The sequence below is a fragment of the Streptococcus pseudopneumoniae genome (genome assembly GCF_001072925.1).
In the GTDB taxonomy this organism is placed as follows: Bacteria; Bacillota; Bacilli; order Lactobacillales; family Streptococcaceae; genus Streptococcus; species Streptococcus pseudopneumoniae_Q.
Genome location: NZ_JVHE01000059.1, coordinates 1 through 24188, shown reverse-complemented (window position 1 = coordinate 24188; position 24188 = coordinate 1). Strand labels below are relative to the sequence as shown.

The window sequence follows — 24188 nt, the reverse complement described above, 5'->3', positions numbered from 1 at the left end:
TTTGGCCGAAATGGATATCGTTCTGTGTTAGAAACGGAGTTTAATCATGAAAGCTATTATTACTGTTGTTGGTAAAGATAAATCTGGAATTGTTGCAGGTGTTGCGACAAAAATTGCTGAATTAGGCTTAAATATTGATGATATCTCGCAAACAGTCTTGGACGAATTCTTTACAATGATGGCTGTGGTATCTAGTGATGAAAAACAAGATTTTACTCATCTTAGAAACGAATTTGAGGTTTTTGGTCAGACTTTGAATGTCAAAATCAATATTCAAAGTGCGGCTATTTTTGATGCTATGTACAATATCTAGGAGGTATTTATGGATATTAGACAAGTTACCGAAACAATCGCTATGATTGAGGAGCAAAACTTTGATATTAGAACCATTACCATGGGGATTTCCCTTTTGGACTGTATCGATCCAGATATCAATCGTGCTGCGGATAAAATATATGAAAAGATTACTACAAAAGCAGCTAATTTAGTGGCTGTTGGGGATGAAATTGCGGCTGAGCTGGGAATTCCCATCGTAAATAAACGGGTATCAGTTACTCCAATTTCCTTGATTGGTGCTGCTACCGATGCGACGGATTATGTAGTCTTAGCTAAAGCACTGGATAAAGCTGCGAAAGAAATTGGTGTTGACTTCATTGGTGGTTTTTCAGCCTTGGTACAAAAGGGTTATCAAAAAGGTGATGAAATCCTTATCAACTCCATTCCTCGTGCATTGGCAGAAACGGATAAGGTTTGTTCATCAGTAAATATCGGTTCTACCAAATCGGGCATCAATATGACTGCAGTAGCGGATATGGGACGCATTATCAAGGAAACGGCTTCTTTATCTGATATGGGGGCGGCTAAATTAGTTGTATTTGCCAACGCGGTAGAGGACAATCCTTTTATGGCAGGCGCTTTTCATGGTGTAGGTGAAGCAGATGTCATCATCAATGTCGGTGTTTCAGGACCGGGTGTTGTCAAACGTGCCTTGGAAAAAGTTCGAGGTCAGAGCTTTGATGTTGTTGCTGAAACTGTTAAAAAAACAGCTTTCAAGATTACCCGTATTGGTCAATTGGTTGGTCAAATGGCTAGTGAGCGCCTCGGAGTTGATTTTGGGATTGTCGATTTGAGTTTAGCTCCAACTCCAGCAGTGGGTGATTCTGTAGCTCGTGTTCTTGAAGAAATGGGGCTAGAGACAGTTGGGACTCATGGAACGACTGCTGCCTTGGCTCTCTTGAATGATCAAGTTAAAAAAGGCGGAGTTATGGCTTGCAACCAAGTTGGTGGATTGTCAGGTGCTTTTATCCCAGTTTCTGAGGACGAGGGGATGATTGCTGCAGTGCAAAACGGCTCCCTTAATTTGGAAAAATTAGAAGCTATGACAGCTATCTGTTCAGTTGGTTTGGATATGATTGCCATTCCTGAGGATACACCTGCAGAAACGATTGCGGCAATGATTGCGGATGAAGCTGCTATCGGAGTCATCAACATGAAAACAACTGCTGTACGTATTATTCCAAAAGGAAAAGAAGGCGACATGATTGAGTTTGGTGGCCTTTTAGGAACAGCTCCAGTCATGAAAGTCAACGGTGCATCGTCTGTTGATTTCATTGCACGTGGAGGACAAATCCCAGCTCCAATCCATAGTTTTAAAAATTAAAAAGAAATTGAATCTGTTTAAGTTGGGTTTAAGGATAGACCTGTATACTACTATTATTAAATAAAGACCTCCTAACTTTATTTAATTAAAATCCTAACTTTTTCATAATAATCTCCTACAAAAGTCACTCCAAAGGGTGACTTTTGTTTTATCTCAAGAGAAAGTAGCATGTTCAAATTTGTAAATTTGTCAAAAAATAATATGATTTAAAGGATAAAACTAGTTTTTTCATTCTGTAAAATGGGCTAAAACCTTGCTATGATTGGCTTTTTGAAAAATTATGGTATAATAGTAGTAGTTTTAATAGATGGAGTTGAATTTTGAAAAAACGCTTTCGTGTAAAAAAAGAGAAAGATTTTAGTGCAATATTTAAAAAAGGGGAGAGTTTTGCTAATCGTAAATTTGTTATTTATCGATTAGAAAATAATGAGCAGCATTTTCGAGTTGGTCTGTCTGTCAGCAAAAAATTGGGAAACGCTGTCATGAGGAATCAGATCAAGAGAAGAATTCGACATATTCTGATTGAACATAAAAATCAGCTGGTTGAAAATGTAGATTTTGTTGTGATTGCTCGAAAAGGTGTTGAGATCTTAGACTACGCGGAAATGGAAAAAAATCTACTTCACGTATTAAAGTTATCAAAGATTTACCAGGAAGGAAATGGGAGTGAAAAAGAAATTACAGTTGACTAGCTTAATGGTGCTTGCTTTATTTGTGATGAGCGCCTGCACGGCTAGTGGTACGACGAGTGAGATTACAGCGGAATCAACAGATTTTTGGAGTAAATTTGTTTATTTTTTTGCTGAAACTATTCGCTTTTTATCATTTGATACAAGTATTGGTCTGGGTATTATTTTATTTACCCTTTTAATCAGAACCATTCTTTTACCAGTCTTTCAGATACAGATGGTGGCATCTAGAAAGATGCAAGAAGTACAACCACTGGTTAAGGAGTTGCGAGAACGTTATCCGGGACGGGATATGGAGAGCCGTACCAAGCTGGATCAAGAAATGCGTCAGTTGTTTAAGCAACATGGTGTGAAGCAGTCAGCTTCTCTTTGGCCAATCTTAATCCAAATGCCAGTCTTGTTGGCCTTGTTCCAAGCTTTGAGTAGGGTAGAATTTCTAAAAACGGGTCATTTCTTATGGATTAACCTTGGTGGTGTTGATACGACTTTTGTTTTGCCTATTCTGGCAGCTATCTTTACTTTCCTTAGCACCTGGTTATCCAATAAGGCCATGGTTGAGAAAAATGGTGCTATGACAGGAATGATGTATGCAATGCCAGTCATGATTTTCTTCTTTGCCATGTATTCACCAAGTGGGGTTGCCTTATACTGGGCGGTATCCAATGCTTATCAGGTGCTCCAAACCTATCTGCTCAACAATCCATTTAAGATTATTGCAGAGCGTGAGGCGGGAGTACAGGCTAAGAAGGATTTAGAAATCAAGAAGAGAAAAGCTCTCAAGAAAGCACAGAAAAAGAAAAAGTAAGGAGGAATCTTGTAATGGTATTATTTACAGGTTCAACTGTTGAGGAAGCGATCCAAACGGGATTGAAGGAATTGGAGATTCCTAGAATGAAGGCGCATATCAAGGTTGTCTCAAGGGAGAAAAAAGGTTTCTTTGGCCTTTTTGGGAAGAAACCAGCGCAAGTTGATATCGAAGCAATTAGTGAGACAACTGTTGTGAAGGCAAATCAGCAAGCAGTTAAGGGAGTTCCAAAGGAAGTTAATGCTAAGAACGAACCCGTTAAGACTGTTAGTGAAGCAACAGTAGACTTAGGGCATGTTGTTGAAGCAATCAAGAAAATCGAGGAAGAAGGACAAGGGATCTCTGAAGAAGTTAAGGCCGAAATTCTTAAAAATGAGAAAGAAGCTAGTACAATTTTAGAGGAGACTGGTCATATTGCCATTCTAAAAGATTTACTGCCAGAAGAATCTAAAGAGCAGGAAGAAGTCGAGCAGAATGATGATTTAGAAAATCTAGGTTTGAAGATTGAACCGACCTATGATATTGACCAGGTGGTCGAAGAAGTAACCAACTATGTTCAAGGTATTATTGATGATATGGATGTTGAGGGAGCAATTTCAAGTACCTCAAATCGCCGTTCTATCAATATGCAAATTGATACCAATGAACCGGGTCGTATTATCGGTTACCATGGTAAGGTCTTGAAATCTCTTCAGCTCTTAGCACAAAATTATCTTTATAACCGCTATTCAAGAACCTTCTATATTACCATCAATGTTAATGACTATGTAGAGCACCGTGCAGAAGTCTTGCAGAGCTATGCACAAAAATTAGCTACACGTGTCCTAGAAGAGGGACGAAGCCAGGTGACTGATCCAATGTCTAGTAGCGAACGTAAAATTATCCATCGTATCATCTCACGTATGGAAGGTGTTACTAGTTATTCAGAAGGTGATGAGCCAAATCGTTACGTTGTCGTGGATACAGAATAGTCAAAGCAAAATCAGGGTATCCCTGATTTTTTGCTAGCCAAGGGAGATTGAGCCTATGTTGAATACAATGAGAGACTACCTTGCATACTCTGGTTTACAGTATCAAAAACCAGAGAAGGCAGGACAAGATGCTGAGAAAATGCTATATTTGAGGAGTAAGGGACAGGAAGCTAGAAAGGCTTTTACAGAACTGGCTAAAGCTTTTCAAGCAAGGCATCCAGAATGGATACTGCAAAGATCGAGTCAGTGGATGAATCAAGCCCAACGTTTGCGACCCCATTTCTGGGCCTATTTGCAGCGTGAGGGAAGAGTGACAGAACCTATGTTGGCCCTTCGTTTGTATGGAAGCCCTTCTGATTTTGGAATTTCACTAGAAGTGAGTTTTATTGAACGTAAGAAGGATGAGCGAACTTTAGATAAACAGGCCAAGGTCCTAGAAGTTCCAGTGGTAGAAGGGATTTATTATTTAGCATACTCAGATGGAGAAAGTCAAAAGATGGAGGCTACTGAGGAAAATCGCCAAGTTTTAAGAGAAAAACTATCCCATCAGGAAGTCCGCAAAGTTTTAGTAAAGGCAGATGTTCCAGTAACTGCAAATTCATCGGAAGAAGAAATCGTAAAAGCTCTACTGAAATCTTATGACAAAATTCTTCCATTTTATCTAGCTACAAGAAAATAAGATAATCATTAAAATATCATAAATCATACAGTCCAAGAGTGAACAGTCCGCTGTGTAATTCTTGGTCTTTTTGTTTCCGTTTTCAAATTATATAATAAACTTACAAAAACAATTCAAAAGGAGAACAATTATGGAAGTCATTTCAAGTGTTCTAAATTGGTTTTCTAGCAATATTTTGCAGAATCCCGCATTTTTCGTAGGTTTATTGGTGCTAATAGGATACGCACTTTTGAAAAAACCTGCTCATGACGTTTTCTCAGGTTTCGTTAAAGCAACAGTAGGGTATATGTTGCTCAACGTGGGTGCTGGTGGTTTGGTTACAACCTTCCGTCCAATCTTGGCAGCCCTTAACTATAAATTCCAAATTGGTGCGGCGGTTATCGACCCTTACTTTGGACTTGCTGCAGCAAACAACAAAATTGCAGCAGAGTTTCCAGATTTCGTTGGGACTGCAACTACAGCTCTATTGATCGGTTTTGGAGTAAATATCTTACTTGTAGCTCTACGCAAGATTACGAAAGTAAGAACCCTCTTTATTACTGGTCACATCATGGTACAACAAGCTGCGACTGTATCTCTTATGGTTCTATTCTTAGTCCCACAATTGCGTAATGCTTATGGTACAGCAGCAATCGGTATCATCTGTGGCCTTTACTGGGCAGTTAGTTCAAATATGACTGTTGAGGCAACTCAACGCTTGACTGGTGGTGGCGGATTTGCGATTGGTCACCAACAACAATTTGCAATCTGGTTTGTAGATAAAGTAGCAGGACGCTTTGGTAAGAAAGAAGAAAGCCTAGACAATCTTAAATTACCTAAGTTCCTCTCAATTTTCCACGATACAGTTGTTGCATCTGCTACTTTGATGCTCGTATTTTTCGGAGCTATTCTGTTAATCTTGGGTCCAGAGATTATGTCTAATAAAGAAGTCATCACTTCAGGAACTCTATTCAATCCTGCTAAACAAGATTTCTTTATGTACATTATCCAAACAGCCTTCACCTTCTCAGTTTACTTGTTCGTTTTGATGCAAGGTGTCCGCATGTTCGTATCTGAGTTGACAAATGCCTTCCAAGGTATTTCAAACAAATTGTTGCCTGGTTCATTCCCAGCGGTTGACGTTGCGGCTTCTTATGGATTTGGTTCTCCAAACGCGGTCTTGTCAGGATTTGCCTTTGGTTTGATTGGTCAATTGATTACAATTGTCTTGCTCATCGTCTTTAAAAACCCTGTCCTTATTATTACAGGATTTGTACCAGTGTTCTTTGATAATGCAGCCATCGCGGTCTATGCTGATAAGCGTGGCGGATGGAAAGCAGCCGTTATCCTATCTTTCATTTCAGGTGTCCTACAAGTTGCTCTAGGAGCTCTCTGTGTAGCCCTTCTCGACTTAGCATCTTACGGTGGTTACCATGGAAATATCGACTTTGAATTCCCATGGCTTGGATTTGGCTATATCTTCAAATACCTTGGTATTGTTGGTTATGTACTTGTATGTCTCTTCTTGCTCGTTATTCCTCAACTTCAATTTGTAAAAGCAAAAGATAAAGAGAAATATTACAACGGTGAAGTTCAAGAAGAAGCTTAGTATCTAGAAAAGGAGAAATAAAATGGTTAAAGTATTAGCAGCGTGCGGAAATGGAATGGGTTCATCTATGGTTATCAAGATGAAGGTTGAAAATGCCCTCCGTAAACTTAATCAAACAGATTTTACAGTCAATTCATGCAGTGTCGGTGAAGCAAAAGGTTTAGCAGCAGGCTATGACATCGTAATCGCTTCTCTTCATTTGATCCAAGAATTGGAAGGTCGGACTAATGGGAAGTTAATCGGGCTTGACAACTTGATGGATGATAAAGAAATCACTGAAAAACTCAGTCAAGCACTACAGTAAAAGGTTGGAGGGGGCTGGACAGAAACTGAGAGTTATCGTTTCTGTCCTTCTCCCTCTTTAAATAAAGGAGGCAGATATGAATTTAAAACAAGCTTTAATTGAAAATGACTCAATCCGACTAGGTCTAGAAGCTAAAGACTGGAAGGAAGCAGTCAAGGTAGCAGTAGATCCCTTGATTGAAAGTGGGGCAATCTTGCCAGAGTATTACGATGCTATCATCGAATCGACTGAAGAGTATGGCCCTTACTATATCTTGATGCCAGGTATGGCTATGCCCCATGCTAGACCTGAAGCTGGAGTGCAAAGAGATGCCTTTTCATTGATTACCTTACAAAATCCTGTTGTATTTTCAGATGGGAAAGAGGTCTCTGTTTTGTTGGCACTAGCAGCAACAAGCTCAAAAATTCACACAAGTGTTGCCATTCCACAAATCATTGCCTTATTTGAATTAGAAGATTCTATCGCACGTTTACAGGCTTGCCAGACTAAAGAAGATGTCTTGGCGATGATCGAAGAATCTAAGGATAGCCCTTATCTTGAAGGATTGGATTTGGAAAGTTAGAAAGAGGAATAAAGAGATGACAAAAAGAATACCTAATTTACAAGTTGCATTAGACCATTCAGACTTGCAAGGAGCGATTAAAGCAGCTGTTTCTGTTGCTCAGGAAGTAGATATTATCGAAGCTGGAACTGTTTGCTTGCTTCAAGTTGGAAGTGAACTGGTTGAGGTCTTGCGTAGCCTTTTCCCAGATAAGATTATTGTGGCAGATACAAAATGTGCTGATGCTGGTGGAACAGTTGCCAAAAATAATGCCGTTCGTGGAGCAGATTGGATGACTTGTATCTGTTGTGCAACCATCCCTACTATGGAAGCAGCTCTAAAGGCTATCAAGGCTGAACGTGGGGACCGAGGCGAAATCCAGATCGAGCTTTATGGTGATTGGACTTTTGAACAAGCTCAGCTTTGGCTAGATGCAGGTATCTCACAAGCTATCTATCACCAATCTCGTGATGCCCTTCTTGCTGGTGAAACTTGGGGTGAAAAAGACCTTAATAAGGTTAAAAAACTCATTGACATGGGCTTCCGAGTTTCTGTAACAGGTGGTCTAGATGTAGATACTCTCAAACTCTTTGAAGGTGTTGATGTCTTTACCTTTATCGCAGGTCGTGGAATTACGGAGGCTGCGGATCCAGCAGGAGCAGCGCGTGCCTTCAAGGATGAAATCAAACGGATTTGGGGGTAAACCATGGCACGTCCAATTGGAATTTATGAAAAGGCAACCCCGACCCACTTTACTTGGATAGAACGTTTAAATTTCGCTAAGGAGTTAGGCTTTGATTTTGTCGAGATGTCTATTGATGAACGTGACGAGCGTTTAGCAAGACTTGACTGGAGCAAGGAAGAGCGCTTGGAAGTTGTCAAAGCGATTTATGAAACTGGAGTTCGTATTCCTTCTATCTGTTTTTCAGGTCATCGTCGTTACCCATTGGGATCGAATGATCAAGTTCTAGAGGAAAAATCTCTGGAACTCATGAAAAAATGTATCGAATTAGCCCAAGATTTGGGAGTTCGTACGATTCAATTAGCTGGTTACGACGTTTACTATGAGGAAAAGTCACCCCAGACACGCCAACGTTTTATCAAAAATTTGAGAAAAGCTTGTGACTGGGCTGAAGAAGCTCAGGTGGTACTTGCTATTGAAATTATGGATGATCCTTTCATCAATAGCATCGAAAAATACTTGGCTATAGAAAAAGAAATTGACTCTCCCTACCTCTTTGTATATCCAGATATTGGGAATGTGTCTGCCTGGCATAATGATGTCTACAGTGAATTTTATCTTGGCCATCATGCCATCGCAGCTCTCCATCTCAAGGATACTTATGCAGTGACAGAAAGTTCAAAGGGCCAGTTCCGAGATGTACCTTTTGGGCAAGGTTGTGTCAAATGGGAAGAAGCTTTCGATATTTTAAAGCAAACCAATTATAATGGACCTTTCTTAATCGAAATGTGGTCTGAAAATTGTGAAACTGTAGAAGAAACACGCGCAGCCATTCAAGAGGCCCAAGCCTTTCTCTACCCACTAATTAAGAAAGCAGGTTTGATGTAAGATGAATCAAATAATCAATGCTATGCGTAAACGAGTCTGTGATGCTAATCAATCATTGCCAAAACATGGACTTGTTAAATTTACCTGGGGCAATGTATCGGAAGTCAATCGCGAACTCGGTGTCATTGTTATCAAACCATCAGGCGTAGATTATGACGAATTGACACCTGAAAACATGGTGGTGACTGACCTGGATGGCAAGGTTCTAGAAGGAGATTTAAGACCATCTTCGGACCTTCCAACTCATGTACAGTTATATAAAGCTTGGCCAGCCATTGCTAGTGTGGTCCATACCCATTCGACAGAAGCTGTTGGTTGGGCTCAGGCAGGCCGTGATATTCCTTTCTATGGAACAACCCATGCGGATTATTTCTACGGTTCAATTCCTTGCGCCCGTAGTTTGACCAAGGATGAAGTAGAAGTAGCCTATGAAAAAGATACTGGCCTAGTTATCGTAGAAGAGTTTGAACGTCGTGGTCTCAACCCTGTTGAAGTACCAGGGATTGTCGTACGTAATCACGGTCCATTCACCTGGGGCAAAAACCCAGAGAATGCTGTCTATCACTCTGTTGTATTAGAGGAAGTATCTAAGATGAATCGCTTTACAGAGCAAATCAATCCAAGAGTTGAACCTGCTCCTCAGTACATCCTAGAAAAACACTACCAACGTAAACATGGACCAAATGCTTATTACGGTCAAAAGAAATAAGAAATTGAATTGAAAAGAGGCTAGGACCTTTCGATCCAAGCCTCGCTTTTGTAGTTGTCAGTATCCACTGTTAAGAGTTTACAGCATATAATTGCAAAGTCTGTACGAATGTGATACCATTATAAAGTTGTTTTGGAAGCGATTGACAAATAGAGGAGTATGAATTATGGTTTTAGATAAGGCGAGCTGTGACTTGCTTCAATATTTGATGGATCAAGAAACGTCCAAAACGATTATGACGATTTCAAAAGATCTGGCTCAATCTCGAAGAAAAATCTACTATCACATTGATAAAATCAATGATGCTTTGGACGATGAGAATTTGCATATCATCAGTCTGCCTCGGATTGGTATTTACTTGACCGATGAACAAAGAGAAGCTTGTCGTCAATTATTAGACGAAGTTGATTCTTATGATTACATCATGAGTGCAAACGAGCGGATGCAGCTGATGCTCCTTCTGATTGGTATTTCCAAAGAGAGAATCACGCTTGAAAAACTCATGGAATTGACAGAAGTTTCTCGAAATACGGTCCTAAATGATTTAAATACCATTCGTTACCAGCTGACATTAGAGCAGTATCAAGTAACGCTTCAAGTTAGTAAATCTCGCGGTTACTATCTAAATGCACATCCTCTTAATAAAATCCAGTATCTTCAATCCCTTCTCTATCATATCTTTATGGAGGAAAATCCAGCCTTTGTTGCTATTTTAGAGGAAAAAATCAAGGAAAGATTAGACGGTGAGATGCTTCTTTCCGATGAGGTCAATCAATTTCTCAAAAAACAGGTTCCGTTGGTTGAGCAAGATTTGGGGAAAAAAATAAACCATCACGAAGTCACTTTTATGTTACAGGTCCTCCCCTATCTTCTACTTGGATGTGATACCGTTACTCGTAATCAGGACAAACACCAAGAAATTGAGCAAGAGTTTTCATTGATTCGAAAGAGAATTGAATATCAGGTATCAAAAAAACTAGGAGAGCGCTTGTTTGAAACATTTAGCATCTCGTTTTCAGAATTAGATAGATCTCTGTTAGCCATTCTTTTGTTATCCTATCGAAAAGATCGAGACATCCATGCAGAAAGTAAAGATTTTCAGCATTTGAGAATGGCTTTAGAAGAGTTTATTTGGTATTTTGAATCCCAAACCAGAATGGAGATTGAACAGAAAGAAGATTTACTGAGAAATCTTGTGATTCATTGTAAGGCTCTACTATTTAGAAAAAATTATGGGATCTTCTCAAAAAATCCCTTAACACGTCAGATTCGTTCTAAGTATAGTGAACTTTTCGTAATTACAAAAAAATGTGCAGAAGTGTTAGAAGAAGCTTGGCAGATTCGATTGACGGATGATGAGATTGCCTATTTGACCATTCATGTTGGAGGTTTTTTAAAGTATACTCCATCGATTCAAAACAATACCAAGAAGATTTATATTGTGTGTGATGAAGGAGTGGGCGTCTCTAAACTCTTACTTAAACAATGTCGATTCTATCTTCCAAATGAACAGATAGGGGCAGTCTTTACAACTGAGCAGTTCAAAAGCGTAGAGGATATTACTCAGGTTGATTTACTAATCACAACCAACGATGAACTTGAGAGTCATTTCCCAGTTTTAAAGGTAAATCCTATACTTGAGGCAGAAGATATTTTACGCATAACAGACTTTATGAAGAATAAGGTCCTCAGAAAAGACGGTCGAACCTTCAAGGAAAATCTATCAACCATTATCGGCACCTATATATCGGATAAACATGCTGCGGCAAAATTACAAGAAGAAATTCAACTTTTAATCAACCAAGAATTAGTCATCCAAGCTTTTTTAGATGAATCATAAACATCACAGTCCAATGATGAACACAAACCTGTGTTTTTCTTGGTCTTTTTTAATATATCGGTCGGTGTTATACTAAGTATGAAATAAATACTTGAACAAAATATGGAGGATTTCAAATGCCAAACGTAAAAGAAATTACGAGAGAATCATGGATTTTAGCTACTTTCCCAGAGTGGGGAACATGGTTGAACGAAGAAATCGAAGAAGAAGTCGTTCCTGAAGGTAACTTTGCCATGTGGTGGCTAGGCAACTGTGGTACTTGGATTAAAACACCAGGTGGTGCTAACGTTGTCATGGACCTTTGGTCAAACCGTGGAAAATCAACTAAAAAAGTGAAAGATATGGTTCGCGGACACCAAATGGCAAATATGGCAGGTGTTCGTAAATTGCAACCAAACTTACGTGTTCAGCCAATGGTTATCGATCCATTTGCTATCAATGAACTCGACTACTACTTGGTTTCACACTTCCATAGTGACCATATCGACCCATACACAGCTGCAGCAATTCTCAATAATCCTAAGTTAGAACATGTTAAGTTTATCGGCCCTTACCATTGTGGACGAATCTGGGAAGGATGGGGTGTTCCAAAAGAACGCATCATCGTTGTCAAACCAGGTGATACTATTGAACTAAAAGACATGAAGATTCATGCGGTAGAATCATTTGACCGTACTTGCTTGGTAACGCTACCAGTGAACGGTGCTGATGAGACAGGTGGCGAACTTGCTGGTTTAGCTGTTACAGATGAAGAAATGGCTCAAAAGGCTGTTAACTATGTCTTTGAAACACCAGGTGGAACCATTTATCATGGTGCGGATTCTCACTTCTCAAACTACTTTGCGAAACATGGTAAAGACTTCAAAATTGATGTTGCTTTGAATAACTATGGTGAAAACCCAGTAGGTATCCAAGATAAAATGACCTCTATCGACCTACTTCGCATGGCAGAAAATCTTCGTGCTAAAGTCATTATCCCAGTTCACTATGATATCTGGTCTAACTTCATGGCTTCTACGAATGAAATCCTAGAACTTTGGAAGATGAGAAAAGATCGTTTGCAATACGATTTCCATCCATTTATCTGGGAAGTTGGTGGTAAATACACTTATCCTCAAGACCAACACTTAATAGAATACCATCACCCGCGTGGTTTTGATGACTGCTTCGAACAAGACTCAAATATCCAATTCAAAGCCTTGCTTTAATATAAAAATTTTTTCTGGAGGTTATCCGTATGTTGCACGATACGGATAATTTTCATATAATAGTACAAATAGAATATGTGATAGACCTATCACCTCAAAGAGAAAGGAAATTCTATGTCAAATCTATCTGTTAATGCGATTCGTTTTCTAGGTATTGACGCTATCAATAAAGCCAACTCAGGTCACCCAGGGGTGGTTATGGGAGCTGCACCGATGGCATACAGCCTATTCACTAAAGAACTTCGTATCAATCCAGCTCAACCAAACTGGATTAACCGCGACCGTTTCATTCTTTCAGCTGGTCACGGATCAATGCTTCTCTATGCCCTTCTTCACCTTTCTGGATTTGAAGATGTGAGCATGGATGAAGTGAAGAACTTCCGTCAATGGGGCTCTAAAACTCCAGGTCACCCAGAATTTGGTCATACAGCAGGGGTTGATGCAACAACAGGTCCTCTAGGACAAGGGATTGCGACTGCGACAGGTTTTGCACAAGCAGAACGTTTCCTTGCAGCTAAGTACAACCGTGAAGGTTATAGCATCTTTGACCACTACACTTACGTTATCTGTGGAGATGGTGACTTGATGGAAGGTGTTTCAAGTGAAGCTGCTTCTTATGCAGGCTTGCAAAAGCTTGACAAGTTGGTTGTTCTTTATGATTCAAATGATATCAACTTGGATGGTGAGACAAAAGATTCTTTCACAGAAAGTGTCCGCGATCGTTACAATGCTTATGGTTGGCATACAGCCTTGGTAGAAGATGGAACAGACTTAGAAGCTATTCATGCTGCTATTGAAGAAGCTAAGGCTTCAGGAAAACCATCTTTGATTGAAGTGAAAACTGTTATTGGTTATGGTTCTCCAAACAAACAAGGCACCAATGCTGTACACGGTGCTCCTCTTGGAGCGGATGAAACTGCAGCAACTCGCCAGGCACTTGGTTGGAACTATAAACCATTTGAAATCCCAGCAGAAGTTTATGCTGATTTCAAAGAAAATGTTGCAGACCGTGGCGCATCAGCCTATGAAGCATGGACAAAACTAGTCGCAGATTATAAAGAAGCTCACCCAGAACTGGCTGCAGAAGTGGAAGCAATCATCGACGGACGCGATCCAGTTGAATTGACTCCAGAAGACTTCCCAGCTTTAGAAAATGGCTTCTCTCAAGCGACGCGTAACTCAAGTCAAGATGCCTTGAATGTTGTGGCTGCTAAATTGCCAACCTTCCTTGGTGGATCAGCAGACCTAGCTCACTCAAATATGACTTACATCAAAACGGACGGACTTCAAGACGATGCAAATCGCTTAAATCGCAACATCCAGTTTGGTGTTCGTGAATTTGCAATGGGTACTGTCTTGAACGGAATGGCTCTTCACGGTGGACTTCGAGTTTATGGTGGAACTTTCTTCGTATTCTCAGACTACCTTAAAGCAGCAGTTCGTTTGTCAGCCTTACAAGGTCTTCCAGTGACTTATGTCTTCACTCACGATTCAATCGCAGTTGGTGAAGATGGACCAACTCATGAACCGATTGAGCACTTGGCAGGTCTTCGTGCGATTCCAAACCTTAATGTTTTCCGTCCAGCAGATGCGCGTGAAACTCAAGCAGCTTGGTATCAAGCAGTTAAAAGCGAGAAAACTCCGACTGTTCTTGTCTTGACTCGTCAAAACTTGACTGTTGAAGAAGGAACAGACTTTGCTAAAGTTGCAAAAGGTGCTTATGTCGTTTATGAAAATGCTACAGACTTTGACACTATTTTGATTGCAACAGGTTCAGAAGTTAATCTGGCTGTTGCAGCCGCTAAAGAATTGGCAAGTCAAGGTGGTAAGGTGCGCGTGGTCAGCATGCCATCTACAGATGTATTTGATGCACAAGATGCAGCATACAAAGAAGAGATTTTACCAAATGCTGTCCGTCGTCGTGTAGCAGTTGAAATGGGAGCAACTCAAAACTGGTACAAATACGTTGGTCTTGATGGAGCGGTTCTCGGTATTGATACCTTTGGAGCGTCTGCCCCAGCACCAAAAGTTTTAGCAGAATATGGATTTACAGTTGAAAACTTAGTAGAACTTGTAAACAACTTGAAATAAGAAAAATCAGGGCATTTGCTCTGGTTTTTTATTGACCTAAAATCAAGGTGCAATCTTGTAAAAACAAGTGAAATTTGATATAGTAGTTTTATCTGAATTACAAAGGAGAAAAAATAATGGGTGGGAATTTAACATTCTTGATTATGCTTGTTTTGATGTTCGGCTTGATGTTCTTCATGCAACGTTCTCAAAAAAAACAAGCTGAAAAACGTATGGAGAGCCTCAACAAACTTCAAAAAGGCTACGAAGTAATCACAATCGGTGGTCTCTACGGTACAGTCGACGAAGTTGATACTGAAAACAAAACGATTGTACTTGATGTAGACGGAGTATACTTGACTTTCGAATTAGGTGCAATTAGAACAGTTTTGCCAGTCAAAGAAGCTGTCACACCTGAAGGTGCAGTTATCGAAGAAGGCAGTGCTATTGAAGAATAAAACGGGGTGGAATGCATTCCCGTTTTTCTATAAATGAGAGGAACAATGATGAAAAAAGTTGTCTTTGTCTGTCTTGGCAATATTTGTCGTAGCCCTATGGCGGAATTTGTAATGAAATCCCTGACCGATAAATATGAGATTCAAAGTCGTGCGACTTCTTCCTGGGAACACGGTAGTCCAATCCACAAAGGAACGCAAGGAATCTTTCGAAGTCATGGCGTTCCTTATGATACTTCAAAAACTTCCCAACAAATTTCTAAAAAAGATTTTGAGTATTTTGACTATATCATTGGGATGGATGAGTCTAATCTCGCTGATTTGCGTCAGATGTGTCCACAAGAACAACAATACAAGATACAGCCTTTTGCATCTGAAAGCGTTCCAGATCCCTGGTATACAGGTGATTTTGAAGAAACTTATGACCGAGTTTTAACTGGTTGCCAGGCTTGGTTAAGTCGCTTAGAAAATGAGAGTGAACATGGAAAACTTAAAAAAACTCTATGAAAAATATAGTGTCTATTTAACACGTCCCCGTTTAGAAATTGCGACAGTGATCGTCATTGTTGTCTGTGCAGGTCTCGTATTTCTGACCAATCTTCCAAAACAGGGCGTTCTTAAGCTTGATAACGATGCTATTATTTATGACGGGAGCCTAGTTCGTGGTAAGATGAATGGTCAGGGCACTGTTACCTTCTCAAACGGTGATACCTATACTGGAGAATTTAGCAATGGTGCCTTCAATGGTAAAGGTACCTACCAAGCTAAAGCAGGTTGGGTATATGAGGGAGACTTTGTAAATGGCCAAGCTGAAGGAAAAGGAAAACTGACTACCGAACAAGAAGTAGTCTATGAAGGGGACTTCAAACAAGGTTTATTTCAACAAGCACAATAACCTCCTCCTAGAAGGAGGTATTCTTCCAGACCGGCAGAAAGCGCTTACATGGAAATAAAAACGGCTTACAAGACTCTTTTACAACTAAGTTTGTGAAAAATAAAACTTTTATGGAATAATTCACAAACTTTAAGTGAAAAAGTGCATGTGCGGGTATGTTTGAAATTATTTTCACAAACAAATAAAAAAAGTTTGTGAAATATCTATGAAACTGTTTACAAACGTTTAAAAAAGAGTTATAATAAACTTGTGAAAAAATTAACAAAGGACTTGCAATCCTTGAAAGCTATGGAGGAAAATATGGCTGATAAAAAAACTGTAACACCAGAAGAAAAGAAACTCGCTGCTGAAAAGCATGTCGATGGTTTGGTGCAAAAAGCTTTAGTTGCCCTTGAAGAAATGCGTAAACTTGACCAAGATCAAGTCGATTATATCGTAGCAAAAGCTTCAGTTGCTGCACTTGATGCTCACGGAGAATTGGCTTTACATGCCTTTGAAGAAACAGGACGTGGAGTATTTGAAGATAAAGCAACTAAAAACCTATTTGCTTGTGAGCACGTGGTAAATAACATGCGCCACACTAAAACAGTTGGTGTTATCGAAGAAGATGATGTAACAGGATTGACTCTTATCGCTGAACCAGTTGGTGTTGTTTGTGGTATCACTCCAACAACAAACCCTACTTCAACAGCAATCTTTAAAGCGTTGATTTCATTGAAGACTCGTAATCCTATTGTCTTTGCATTCCACCCATCAGCTCAAGAATCATCAGCTCACGCAGCTCAAATCGTTCGTGATGCAGCGATTAAAGCAGGTGCACCTGAAAACTGTGTACAGTGGATTACTGAACCATCTATGGAAGCAACTAGCGCATTGATGAACCACGAAGGTGTTGCAACAATCCTTGCAACAGGTGGTAATGCCATGGTTAAAGCTGCATATTCATGTGGTAAACCAGCTCTTGGGGTAGGTGCCGGAAACGTTCCAGCTTATGTTGAAAAATCAGCTAACATCCGCCAAGCTGCTCACGATATCGTAATGTCTAAATCATTTGACAATGGTATGGTCTGTGCATCTGAACAAGCGGTTATCATTGATAAAGAAATTTACGATGAATTTGTAGCAGAGTTCAAATCTTACCATACTTACTTTGTAAACAAAAAAGAAAAAGCACTTCTTGAAGAGTTCTGCTTCGGCGTAAAAGCAAACAGCAAAAACTGTGCTGGTGCAAAATTGAACGCTGGCATCGTTGGTAAACCAGCAACTTGGATTGCAGAACAAGCAGGATTTACTGTTCCAGAAGGAACAAACATTCTTGCTGCAGAATGTAAAGAAGTTGGTGAAAATGAGCCATTAACTCGTGAAAAATTGTCACCAGTTATCGCAGTTTTGAAAGCTGAAAGCCGTGAAGATGGTATTGCTAAAGCTCGTCAAATGGTTGAATTTAACGGTCTTGGGCACTCAGCAGCCATCCATACTGCCGATGAAGAATTGACTAAAGAATTTGGTAAAGCTGTTAAAGCTATTCGTGTTATCTGTAACTCACCTTCTACTTTTGGTGGTATCGGGGACGTTTACAATGCCTTCTTGCCATCATTGACACTCGGATGTGGTTCTTACGGACGTAACTCAGTTGGGGATAACGTTAGCGCCATTAACCTCTTGAACATCAAAAAAGTCGGAAGACGGAGAAATAACATGCAATGGATGAAACTTCCTTCAAAAACATACTTTGAACGTGATTCAATTCAATACCTTCAAAAATGTCGTGACGTTGAGCGTGTCATGATCGTTACTGACCACGCTATGGTGGAGCTTGGTTTCCTTGATCGTATCATCGAACAACTTGACCTTCGTCGCAATAAGGTTGTTTACCAAATCTTTGCAGATGTAGAACCAGATCCAGATATCACTACAGTTGAACGTGGTACTGAGATTATGCGCTCTTTCAAACCAGATACAATCATCGCTCTTGGTGGTGGATCACCAATGGATGCTGCTAAAGTTATGTGGCTCTTCTACGAGCAACCAGAAGTGGACTTCCGTGACCTTGTACAAAAATTCATGGATATCCGTAAACGTGCCTTCAAATTCCCATTGCTTGGTAAGAAGACTAAATTCATCGCGATCCCAACTACATCTGGTACAGGATCTGAAGTAACTCCATTTGCCGTTATCTCTGATAAAGCAAACAACCGTAAATACCCAATCGCTGACTACTCATTGACACCAACTGTGGCAATCGTAGACCCTGCCTTGGTATTGACAGTGCCTGGATTTGTTGCTGCTGATACTGGTATGGACGTATTGACTCACGCAACTGAAGCATACGTATCGCAAATGGCTAGCGACTATACTGACGGACTTGCTCTTCAAGCCATCAAACTTGTATTCGAAAACCTTGAAAGCTCAGTTAAGAATGCAGACTTCCACTCACGTGAGAAAATGCATAACGCTTCAACAATCGCTGGTATGGCCTTTGCCAATGCCTTCCTAGGTATTTCTCACTCAATGGCCCATAAGATTGGTGCGCAATTCCACACAATCCATGGTCGTACAAATGCAATCTTGCTTCCATACGTTATCCGTTACAACGGTACTCGCCCAGCTAAGACAGCTACATGGCCTAAGTACAACTACTACCGTGCAGACGAGAAATATCAAGATATCGCTCGTATGCTTGGACTTCCAGCTTCTACACCAGAAGAAGGGGTTGAATCTTTTGCAAAAGCTGTTTACGAACTCGGTGAGCGCGTAGGTATCGAAATGAACTTCAAAGCACAAGGTGTTGACGAAAAAGAATGGAAAGAACATTCACGTGAGTTGGCCTTCCTTGCTTATGAAGACCAATGTTCACCTGCAAACCCACGTCTTCCAATGGTTGACCATATGCAAGAAATCATCGAAGATGCTTACTATGGTTACAAAGAAAGACCAGGACGCCGTAAATAATTAATTAATTATCAGCCAAAACCGAGGGTAAACCTCGGTTTTTTATGCTTAGAGAATATGTTTTTATTAAGAAATGCATAGAATTGGAGTAGGCTGCAAGGCTAAGTAAAGAAATGAAAATATTGCCAAAGCTTATCAGAAAAACAAGGCCAGCGCTTGCAATTAAACTCAAATAGTTATATAATAGGTATGTTGAAAGGTGATTTGTAGTGATTCAAGTTACTCTTTTCACAATAAAATTTTCATGATTTTCATAAGGAGGAAATCACTAATGGTAGTTAAAGTTGGTATTAACGGTTTCGGACGTATCGGTCGTCTTGCTTTCCGCCGTATCCAAAACGTAGAAGGTGTTGAAGTTACTCGCATCAACGACCTTACAGATCCAGTTATGCTTGCACACTTGTTGAAATATGACACAACTCAAGGTCGTTTCGACGGAACTGTGGAAGTTAAAGAAGGTGGATTTGAAGTTAACGGTAAATTCATCCGTGTTTCTGCTGAACGTGATCCAGAACAAATCGACTGGGCTAACGACGGTGTAGAAATCGTTCTTGAAGCTACTGGTTTCTTTGCTAAGAAAGCAGCTGCTGAAAAACACTTGCACCCAGGTGGAGCTAAGAAAGTTGTTATCACTGCTCCTGGTGGAAACGACGTTAAAACAGTTGTATTCAACACTAACCACGATGTTCTTGATGGTACTGAAACAGTTATCTCAGGTGCTTCATGTACTACAAACTGCTTGGCTCCAATGGCTAAAGCTCTTCAAGACAACTTTGGTGTTGTAGAAGGATTGATGACTACTATCCACGCTTACACTGGTGACCAAATGATCCTTGACGGACCACACCGTGGTGGTGACCTTCGTCGTGCTCGCGCTGGTGCAGCAAACATCGTTCCTAACTCAACTGGTGCTGCTAAAGCTATCGGTCTTGTAATCCCAGAATTGAACGGTAAACTTGACGGATCTGCACAACGTGTTCCAACTCCAACTGGATCAGTTACTGAATTGGTAGCTGTTCTTGAAAAGAACGTTACTGTTGATGAAGTGAACGCAGCTATGAAAGCAGCTTCAAACGAATCATACGGTTACACAGAAGATCCAATCGTATCTTCAGATATCGTAGGTATGTCTTACGGATCATTGTTTGACGCAACTCAAACTAAAGTTCTTGACGTTGACGGTAAACAATTGGTTAAAGTTGTTTCATGGTACGACAACGAAATGTCATACACTGCACAACTTGTACGTACTCTTGAATACTTCGCTAAAATTGCTAAATAATTCTTGAGTTGATAAAAGCAAGGCTAACTGGTCTTGCTTTTTTTGTATCTATAAGAAAAAATGGATGATAGTGTCATCCATTTTGGTTTAATTCTCTTTCAAATGTGTCTGATAGCGCAGTAAAGCTTAATTTGTTTAAGGTCAGAGGATGGACAAAGGAAAGTTTAAATGCATGAAGCATTAGTCTCTTAGTTTTTGAGTGTGGATTGTAGAGCGGGTCTCCTAGGATTGGATGTCCGTGGTGAGATAGATGAACCCGAATCTGATGAGTTCGACCTGTTTTTAATCTACAGCGGACCAGAGAGGTCTTGCTTTGAAATTGCTTCAATCGAGTTACATGAGTTTCAGCATATTGACCATTTTTGAAATCCACCACCCGTTTTCTACGATCGTGACGATCGCGACCTATTTTATCTCGGAAGATAAGCTCTTTAGAACCTACTTTTCCTTCAACCAGAGCCCAGTACTCGCGGGAAATCTCTTTTTTCTCCAATAATCGATTGAGGATGGGCAGTATAAATGGATTTTTAGCAAAGAGGATGAGACCGCTCGTTTCCTTATCTAGCCGATGGACAACATAGCAAGTCTGGCCTACATAGGCGCTGACATGATTGAGAAAAGCAATTTCTTCTGGTTGATTCCCGTGAGTTTTCATACCTTCGGGTTTGTTCACGATGATCAAATGTTGGTCTTGGTAGACTTCTTGGACAAGATTAGGATTTCCCCAAACAATTTCTTTTGTAGGATAATCCTCCTCATCGAAAATCAGTTGACATTCATCTCCGGATTTGACAGTTTGATGCCAGTGGACTTCTTCTTGATTGATGAGAATGTGCTTTTTAATTCTCAAGAAATGCCGTATTTTTCTCGGAATGAGTAGTTGCTCCTCCAAGAAGACTTTGACAGTCATTTCAGGAAGAGAATCAGGGATAACAAAGGTAAATTTCATACAGATATTGTAACAAAAAATAGATTATTTGGATAGGGAAACTAGCTAAATTCTTGTCTTCCTAAGGGGAAGATGATAAAATAAACGCATGAAATTAGATACATTATTTGAAAAGTTTCTTTCTTTATTTAAAAAAGAAGAATCTGAAATGGCAGAAATAGAAATCGATGAAGTTAATAATGAAGAAAATACCTCGACTAATTTAAGAAGGTCAAGAGGTGGGCGAAAGAAAACTGGGCAAGTTGGACCTATTCGAAAATTTTGGCGTCGCTATCATTTGACCAAAATCTTTCTAATTCTTGGACTAAGTGTAAGCTTGTTTGTTGGGGTTTATCTATTTGCCTTGGCTAAATCGACAAATGTTACAGACTTGCAGAATGCTTTGAAAACACGAACGGTGATTTTTGATAGAGAAGAGAATGAGGCTGGTGCCTTGTCAGGCCAAAAAGGAACTTACGTTGAGCTCTCGGAAATTAGTGAAGATTTGCAGAATGCTGTTATTGCGACAGAAGATAGAAGCTTCTATAAAAATAGTGGAATTAACTATGGTCGTTTTTTCCTAGCTATCCTAACAGCTGGTCGCTCGGGTGGTGGATCTACAATTACTCAACAGTTGGCGAAAAATGCTTATCTTTCACAAGATCAAACTGTGCAGAGAAAGGCCAAAGAATTCTTTCTTGCTTTAGAATTAACCAAAAAATACAGTAAAAAAGAAATTCTAACCATGTATTTGAACAATGCCTACTTCGGTAATGGAGTTTGGGGTGTTGAAGATGCTAGCAAAAAGTACTTTGGTGTTTCGGCATCGGAATTAACTCTTGATGAAGCCGCCACTTTAGCAGGTATGCTTAAAGGCCCAGAATTGTACAATCCTCTGAATTCCATTGAGCATTCAACTAATCGAAGAGATACTGTCTTACAAAATATGGTGGTTGCCGGCTACCTTGATAAAAATAAGGAAGCAGAAGCAGCAAGTGTTGATATGGCTTCTCAATTGAAAGATAGTTATGAAGGGAAAATATCAGACTACCGTTATCCTTCTTATTTTGATGCAGTTGTTAATGAAGCTATTGAAAAGTATAATCTAACAGAGGAAGAAATCGTTAATAACGGTTATCGAATTTATACGGAGCTAGATCAAAATTACCAAGCAAATATGCAGGTTATCTATCAAAACACTTCGCTCTTTCCGACAGCTGAAGATGGGACGCATGCAGAGTCTGGTAGCGTCGCTTTGGAGCCAAAAACGGGTGGAGTTCGAGGAGTTGTTGGTCGAGTGGTAGGGGATGATAAAACAGGTTTCAGAAATTTTAACTATGCAACCCAATCCAAAAGAAGTCCAGGGTCTACTATTAAACCCTTGATAGTGTACACACCAGCGGTTGAGGCAGGCTGGTCTCTTAATAAGGAGTTGGATAATCATACCATGCAATATGGTGATTATAAAGTAGACAACTACGCAGGAATCAAGACATCACGAGAAGTACCCATGTATCAAGCTTTGGCTAAATCTCTAAATTTACCTGCAGTAGCTACTGTTAAAGAGCTTGGAATAGATAAAGCCTTTGAAGCGGGGGAAAAGTTTGGTCTCAACATGAGCGATGTAGATCGTGTGCTTGGAGTGGCTTTAGGTGGTGGCGTAGAAACTAACCCTCTTCAGATGGCCCAAGCCTACGCAGTGTTTGCAAATGAAGGACTCATGCCAGACGCTCACTTTATCAATCGTATTGAAAATGCTAGTGGTCAAGTGATTGCTACTCATAAAAACACTCAAAAACGAGTAGTTGACAAATCGGTAGCTGATAAAATGACAAGTATGATGCTCGGAACCTTTACAAATGGTACAGGGGTCAGTTCGTCTCCAGATGATTATGTCATGGCTGGAAAAACAGGAACAACAGAGGCGGCCTTTAACCCAGAATATACCAGTGATCAATGGGTGATTGGATATACCCCTGATTTAGTGATTAGCCATTGGCTTGGTTTCCCTACTACCGATGAAAATCATTATCTAGCAGGTTCGACTTCGAATGGTGCTGCTCACATTTTTAGAAGTATGGCGGAAACAATCCTTCCATATACGCCAGGTAGCACCTTTACAGTTGAAAATGCTTATAAAATGAATGGTATTGCACCAGAAAATACACCTAAACAAACTACAAGTGATACTAGTACGCAGTCGGATGATATATTAGCAGATATTCGTGGACGAGCACAAAATCTGGTCGATGAAGCAGGAAAAGCTATTTCAGATGCTAAAATTAAAGAAAAGGCTCAGACTGTATGGGATACCATTGTAGATCTCTTTCGCTAATACGTTTATAAGCTAAAAGACAAGGATTCAAATCTTTGTCTTTTTTTACCCTCACTTGTCAATATCCATACTTCTTGATACACATTGGACTTGAAAAAACACAAGATAGGAACGATGGCCCTTCTTTCCCCCTTTCTCTGCTATACTACAAGCAGAGAAAGGGGGAAAGCAAATGCTTGAGAAGTACTATGAGAAGGTAAAAGGAATTGTTCATAAATGTAGAAAAGATTACTACCTCCACCTGTGGGAGAAAGAAGATTGGGACCAAGAAGGCATGATCTGTCTTCATGAACTTTTAGAACACCATCCAGAACTGGTGGAAGAAGAAAAGAAACTCTACGTCTACTTCAAAACAAAATTTCGCAATCGAATCCTTGATAGCGTTAGAAAACAAGAGAGTCAAAAGCGTCGCCTAGACCGGATGGCCTATGAAGAAGTAGGGGAGATTAGCCATCGATTACCAGAAGGAGGATTGTGGTTGGATGATTACTACGCCCTTCATGAATTGTTGAATACTTATAGAAGAAAATTACCAGAAGATAAACAAGAAGCCTATGAACGCCTCTGGGCAGACGAACGATTTAAAGGCCGCAAAGCCCTTCTCAGAGAGCTGAAGGAAACATTACAAGACTTCTAAAAAAAAATTAAAAAAGGTGTTGACAAAGCAAAAAAAGTCGGTATAATAGTAAGAGTTGAAAATAACAACT

The 24188-nt window shown here is 40.0% G+C and carries 23 protein-coding genes; 22 read left to right on the top strand and 1 reads right to left on the bottom strand.

The window, feature by feature from the left end; translation table 11 throughout:
• The first annotated feature begins 46 nt into the window (after positions 1-46).
• The 20 genes from ADH81_RS03455 to gap all read left to right on the top strand — a co-directional run bounded on the left by ADH81_RS03455 (position 47) and on the right by gap (position 20218).
• Complete coding sequence (locus ADH81_RS03455; protein ID WP_000644115.1) at positions 47-313, top strand: ACT domain-containing protein; 267 nt, start codon at positions 47-49, stop codon at positions 311-313.
• 9 nt (positions 314-322) lie between these two features.
• Positions 323-1660: a PFL family protein gene (locus tag ADH81_RS03450; RefSeq protein WP_049526518.1), complete on the top strand. Its 1338-nt coding sequence runs from the start codon at positions 323-325 to the stop codon at positions 1658-1660.
• A 320-nt stretch (positions 1661-1980) separates the two neighbouring features.
• Positions 1981-2352: a ribonuclease P protein component gene (rnpA, locus tag ADH81_RS03445; RefSeq protein WP_000745628.1), complete on the top strand. Its 372-nt coding sequence runs from the start codon at positions 1981-1983 to the stop codon at positions 2350-2352.
• The gene (locus tag ADH81_RS03440) at positions 2327-3154 is read left to right on the top strand and encodes a membrane protein insertase YidC (protein ID WP_162837480.1); all 828 of its coding nucleotides are present in this window, start codon (positions 2327-2329) and stop codon (positions 3152-3154) included. Before rnpA ends, ADH81_RS03440 begins: the two co-directional genes overlap by 26 nt.
• 14 nt (positions 3155-3168) lie before the next feature.
• Positions 3169-4125, top strand: coding sequence for an RNA-binding cell elongation regulator Jag/EloR (gene jag, locus ADH81_RS03435; RefSeq protein ID WP_049526514.1), 957 nt, complete (start codon positions 3169-3171; stop codon positions 4123-4125).
• 55 nt (positions 4126-4180) lie between these two features.
• Entirely contained in the window at positions 4181-4804 is a 624-nt protein-coding gene (locus tag ADH81_RS03430; RefSeq protein WP_049526512.1) for a hypothetical protein, read from the top strand.
• A 130-nt stretch (positions 4805-4934) separates the two neighbouring features.
• Positions 4935-6392, top strand: coding sequence for a PTS ascorbate transporter subunit IIC (locus ADH81_RS03425; protein ID WP_049526510.1), 1458 nt, complete (start codon positions 4935-4937; stop codon positions 6390-6392).
• A 22-nt stretch (positions 6393-6414) separates the two neighbouring features.
• A complete protein-coding gene (locus ADH81_RS03420) occupies positions 6415-6696 on the top strand; it encodes a PTS sugar transporter subunit IIB (RefSeq protein WP_000241466.1) in 282 nt (93 codons plus the stop codon).
• A gap of 76 nt (positions 6697-6772) precedes the next feature.
• Positions 6773-7258, top strand: a complete 486-nt coding sequence (locus ADH81_RS03415) for a PTS sugar transporter subunit IIA (protein ID WP_049526509.1) — start codon at positions 6773-6775, stop codon at positions 7256-7258.
• A gap of 16 nt (positions 7259-7274) precedes the next feature.
• Positions 7275-7940, top strand: a complete 666-nt coding sequence (locus ADH81_RS03410) for a 3-keto-L-gulonate-6-phosphate decarboxylase UlaD (RefSeq protein WP_049526507.1) — start codon at positions 7275-7277, stop codon at positions 7938-7940.
• Positions 7941-7943: 3 nt separating this feature from the next.
• Positions 7944-8807 (top strand): L-ribulose-5-phosphate 3-epimerase, encoded by an 864-nt coding sequence (locus ADH81_RS03405; RefSeq protein WP_049526505.1) that lies wholly within the window; start codon positions 7944-7946, stop codon positions 8805-8807.
• Between the two features lies 1 nt (position 8808).
• The gene (locus ADH81_RS03400; protein ID WP_049526503.1) at positions 8809-9516 is read left to right on the top strand and encodes an L-ribulose-5-phosphate 4-epimerase; all 708 of its coding nucleotides are present in this window, start codon (positions 8809-8811) and stop codon (positions 9514-9516) included.
• A gap of 166 nt (positions 9517-9682) precedes the next feature.
• Positions 9683-11356 carry a BglG family transcription antiterminator gene (locus tag ADH81_RS03395; RefSeq protein WP_049526501.1) on the top strand — a complete coding sequence of 558 codons (1674 nt, stop codon included), beginning with the start codon at positions 9683-9685 and terminating at the stop codon, positions 11354-11356.
• A 116-nt stretch (positions 11357-11472) separates the two neighbouring features.
• Positions 11473-12564 (top strand): L-ascorbate 6-phosphate lactonase, encoded by a 1092-nt coding sequence (gene ulaG, locus ADH81_RS03390; RefSeq protein ID WP_006153413.1) that lies wholly within the window; start codon positions 11473-11475, stop codon positions 12562-12564.
• Between the two features lie 114 nt (positions 12565-12678).
• Complete coding sequence (tkt, locus tag ADH81_RS03385; RefSeq protein ID WP_049526498.1) at positions 12679-14655, top strand: transketolase; 1977 nt, start codon at positions 12679-12681, stop codon at positions 14653-14655.
• A gap of 116 nt (positions 14656-14771) precedes the next feature.
• Positions 14772-15092: a preprotein translocase subunit YajC gene (gene yajC / locus ADH81_RS03380; RefSeq protein ID WP_000509386.1), complete on the top strand. Its 321-nt coding sequence runs from the start codon at positions 14772-14774 to the stop codon at positions 15090-15092.
• Between the two features lie 48 nt (positions 15093-15140).
• Positions 15141-15596, top strand: coding sequence for a low molecular weight protein-tyrosine-phosphatase (locus tag ADH81_RS03375; protein ID WP_049526553.1), 456 nt, complete (start codon positions 15141-15143; stop codon positions 15594-15596).
• The gene (locus tag ADH81_RS03370; protein WP_049504892.1) at positions 15571-15984 is read left to right on the top strand and encodes an MORN repeat-containing protein; all 414 of its coding nucleotides are present in this window, start codon (positions 15571-15573) and stop codon (positions 15982-15984) included. Before ADH81_RS03375 ends, ADH81_RS03370 begins: the two co-directional genes overlap by 26 nt.
• Positions 15985-16284: 300 nt before the next feature.
• Positions 16285-18936: a bifunctional acetaldehyde-CoA/alcohol dehydrogenase gene (gene adhE / locus ADH81_RS03365; RefSeq protein WP_049526552.1), complete on the top strand. Its 2652-nt coding sequence runs from the start codon at positions 16285-16287 to the stop codon at positions 18934-18936.
• Between the two features lie 271 nt (positions 18937-19207).
• A complete protein-coding gene (gap, locus tag ADH81_RS03360; RefSeq protein ID WP_000260668.1) occupies positions 19208-20218 on the top strand; it encodes a type I glyceraldehyde-3-phosphate dehydrogenase in 1011 nt (336 codons plus the stop codon).
• A gap of 73 nt (positions 20219-20291) precedes the next feature.
• Here gap and ADH81_RS03355 read toward each other — a convergent pair whose 3' ends face one another.
• Entirely contained in the window at positions 20292-21167 is an 876-nt protein-coding gene (locus tag ADH81_RS03355; protein WP_152904376.1) for an RluA family pseudouridine synthase, read from the bottom strand.
• An 88-nt stretch (positions 21168-21255) separates the two neighbouring features.
• Here ADH81_RS03355 and pbp2a point away from each other — a divergent pair, with 88 nt between their 5' ends.
• Both pbp2a and ADH81_RS03345 read left to right on the top strand, forming a co-directional pair.
• Positions 21256-23481: a penicillin-binding protein PBP2A gene (gene pbp2a / locus ADH81_RS03350; protein ID WP_049526496.1), complete on the top strand. Its 2226-nt coding sequence runs from the start codon at positions 21256-21258 to the stop codon at positions 23479-23481.
• Positions 23482-23653: 172 nt separating this feature from the next.
• A complete protein-coding gene (locus ADH81_RS03345) occupies positions 23654-24118 on the top strand; it encodes a sigma-70 family RNA polymerase sigma factor (protein WP_049526494.1) in 465 nt (154 codons plus the stop codon).
• Positions 24119-24188: the final 70 nt, after the last annotated feature.

Coding starts and splice junctions, on each gene's coding strand:
- ADH81_RS03455 (WP_000644115.1), top strand. CDS start 47: ATGAAAGCTATTATTACTGTTGTTGGTAAAGATAAATCTGGAATTGTT.
- ADH81_RS03450 (WP_049526518.1), top strand. CDS start 323: ATGGATATTAGACAAGTTACCGAAACAATCGCTATGATTGAGGAGCAA.
- jag (WP_049526514.1), top strand. CDS start 3,169: ATGGTATTATTTACAGGTTCAACTGTTGAGGAAGCGATCCAAACGGGA.
- ADH81_RS03430 (WP_049526512.1), top strand. CDS start 4,181: ATGTTGAATACAATGAGAGACTACCTTGCATACTCTGGTTTACAGTAT.
- ADH81_RS03425 (WP_049526510.1), top strand. CDS start 4,935: ATGGAAGTCATTTCAAGTGTTCTAAATTGGTTTTCTAGCAATATTTTG.
- ADH81_RS03420 (WP_000241466.1), top strand. CDS start 6,415: ATGGTTAAAGTATTAGCAGCGTGCGGAAATGGAATGGGTTCATCTATG.
- ADH81_RS03415 (WP_049526509.1), top strand. CDS start 6,773: ATGAATTTAAAACAAGCTTTAATTGAAAATGACTCAATCCGACTAGGT.
- ADH81_RS03410 (WP_049526507.1), top strand. CDS start 7,275: ATGACAAAAAGAATACCTAATTTACAAGTTGCATTAGACCATTCAGAC.
- ADH81_RS03405 (WP_049526505.1), top strand. CDS start 7,944: ATGGCACGTCCAATTGGAATTTATGAAAAGGCAACCCCGACCCACTTT.
- ADH81_RS03400 (WP_049526503.1), top strand. CDS start 8,809: ATGAATCAAATAATCAATGCTATGCGTAAACGAGTCTGTGATGCTAAT.
- ADH81_RS03395 (WP_049526501.1), top strand. CDS start 9,683: ATGGTTTTAGATAAGGCGAGCTGTGACTTGCTTCAATATTTGATGGAT.
- ulaG (WP_006153413.1), top strand. CDS start 11,473: ATGCCAAACGTAAAAGAAATTACGAGAGAATCATGGATTTTAGCTACT.
- tkt (WP_049526498.1), top strand. CDS start 12,679: ATGTCAAATCTATCTGTTAATGCGATTCGTTTTCTAGGTATTGACGCT.
- yajC (WP_000509386.1), top strand. CDS start 14,772: ATGGGTGGGAATTTAACATTCTTGATTATGCTTGTTTTGATGTTCGGC.
- ADH81_RS03375 (WP_049526553.1), top strand. CDS start 15,141: ATGAAAAAAGTTGTCTTTGTCTGTCTTGGCAATATTTGTCGTAGCCCT.
- ADH81_RS03370 (WP_049504892.1), top strand. CDS start 15,571: ATGGAAAACTTAAAAAAACTCTATGAAAAATATAGTGTCTATTTAACA.
- adhE (WP_049526552.1), top strand. CDS start 16,285: ATGGCTGATAAAAAAACTGTAACACCAGAAGAAAAGAAACTCGCTGCT.
- gap (WP_000260668.1), top strand. CDS start 19,208: ATGGTAGTTAAAGTTGGTATTAACGGTTTCGGACGTATCGGTCGTCTT.
- ADH81_RS03355 (WP_152904376.1), bottom strand. CDS start 21,167: ATGAAATTTACCTTTGTTATCCCTGATTCTCTTCCTGAAATGACTGTC.
- pbp2a (WP_049526496.1), top strand. CDS start 21,256: ATGAAATTAGATACATTATTTGAAAAGTTTCTTTCTTTATTTAAAAAA.
- ADH81_RS03345 (WP_049526494.1), top strand. CDS start 23,654: ATGCTTGAGAAGTACTATGAGAAGGTAAAAGGAATTGTTCATAAATGT.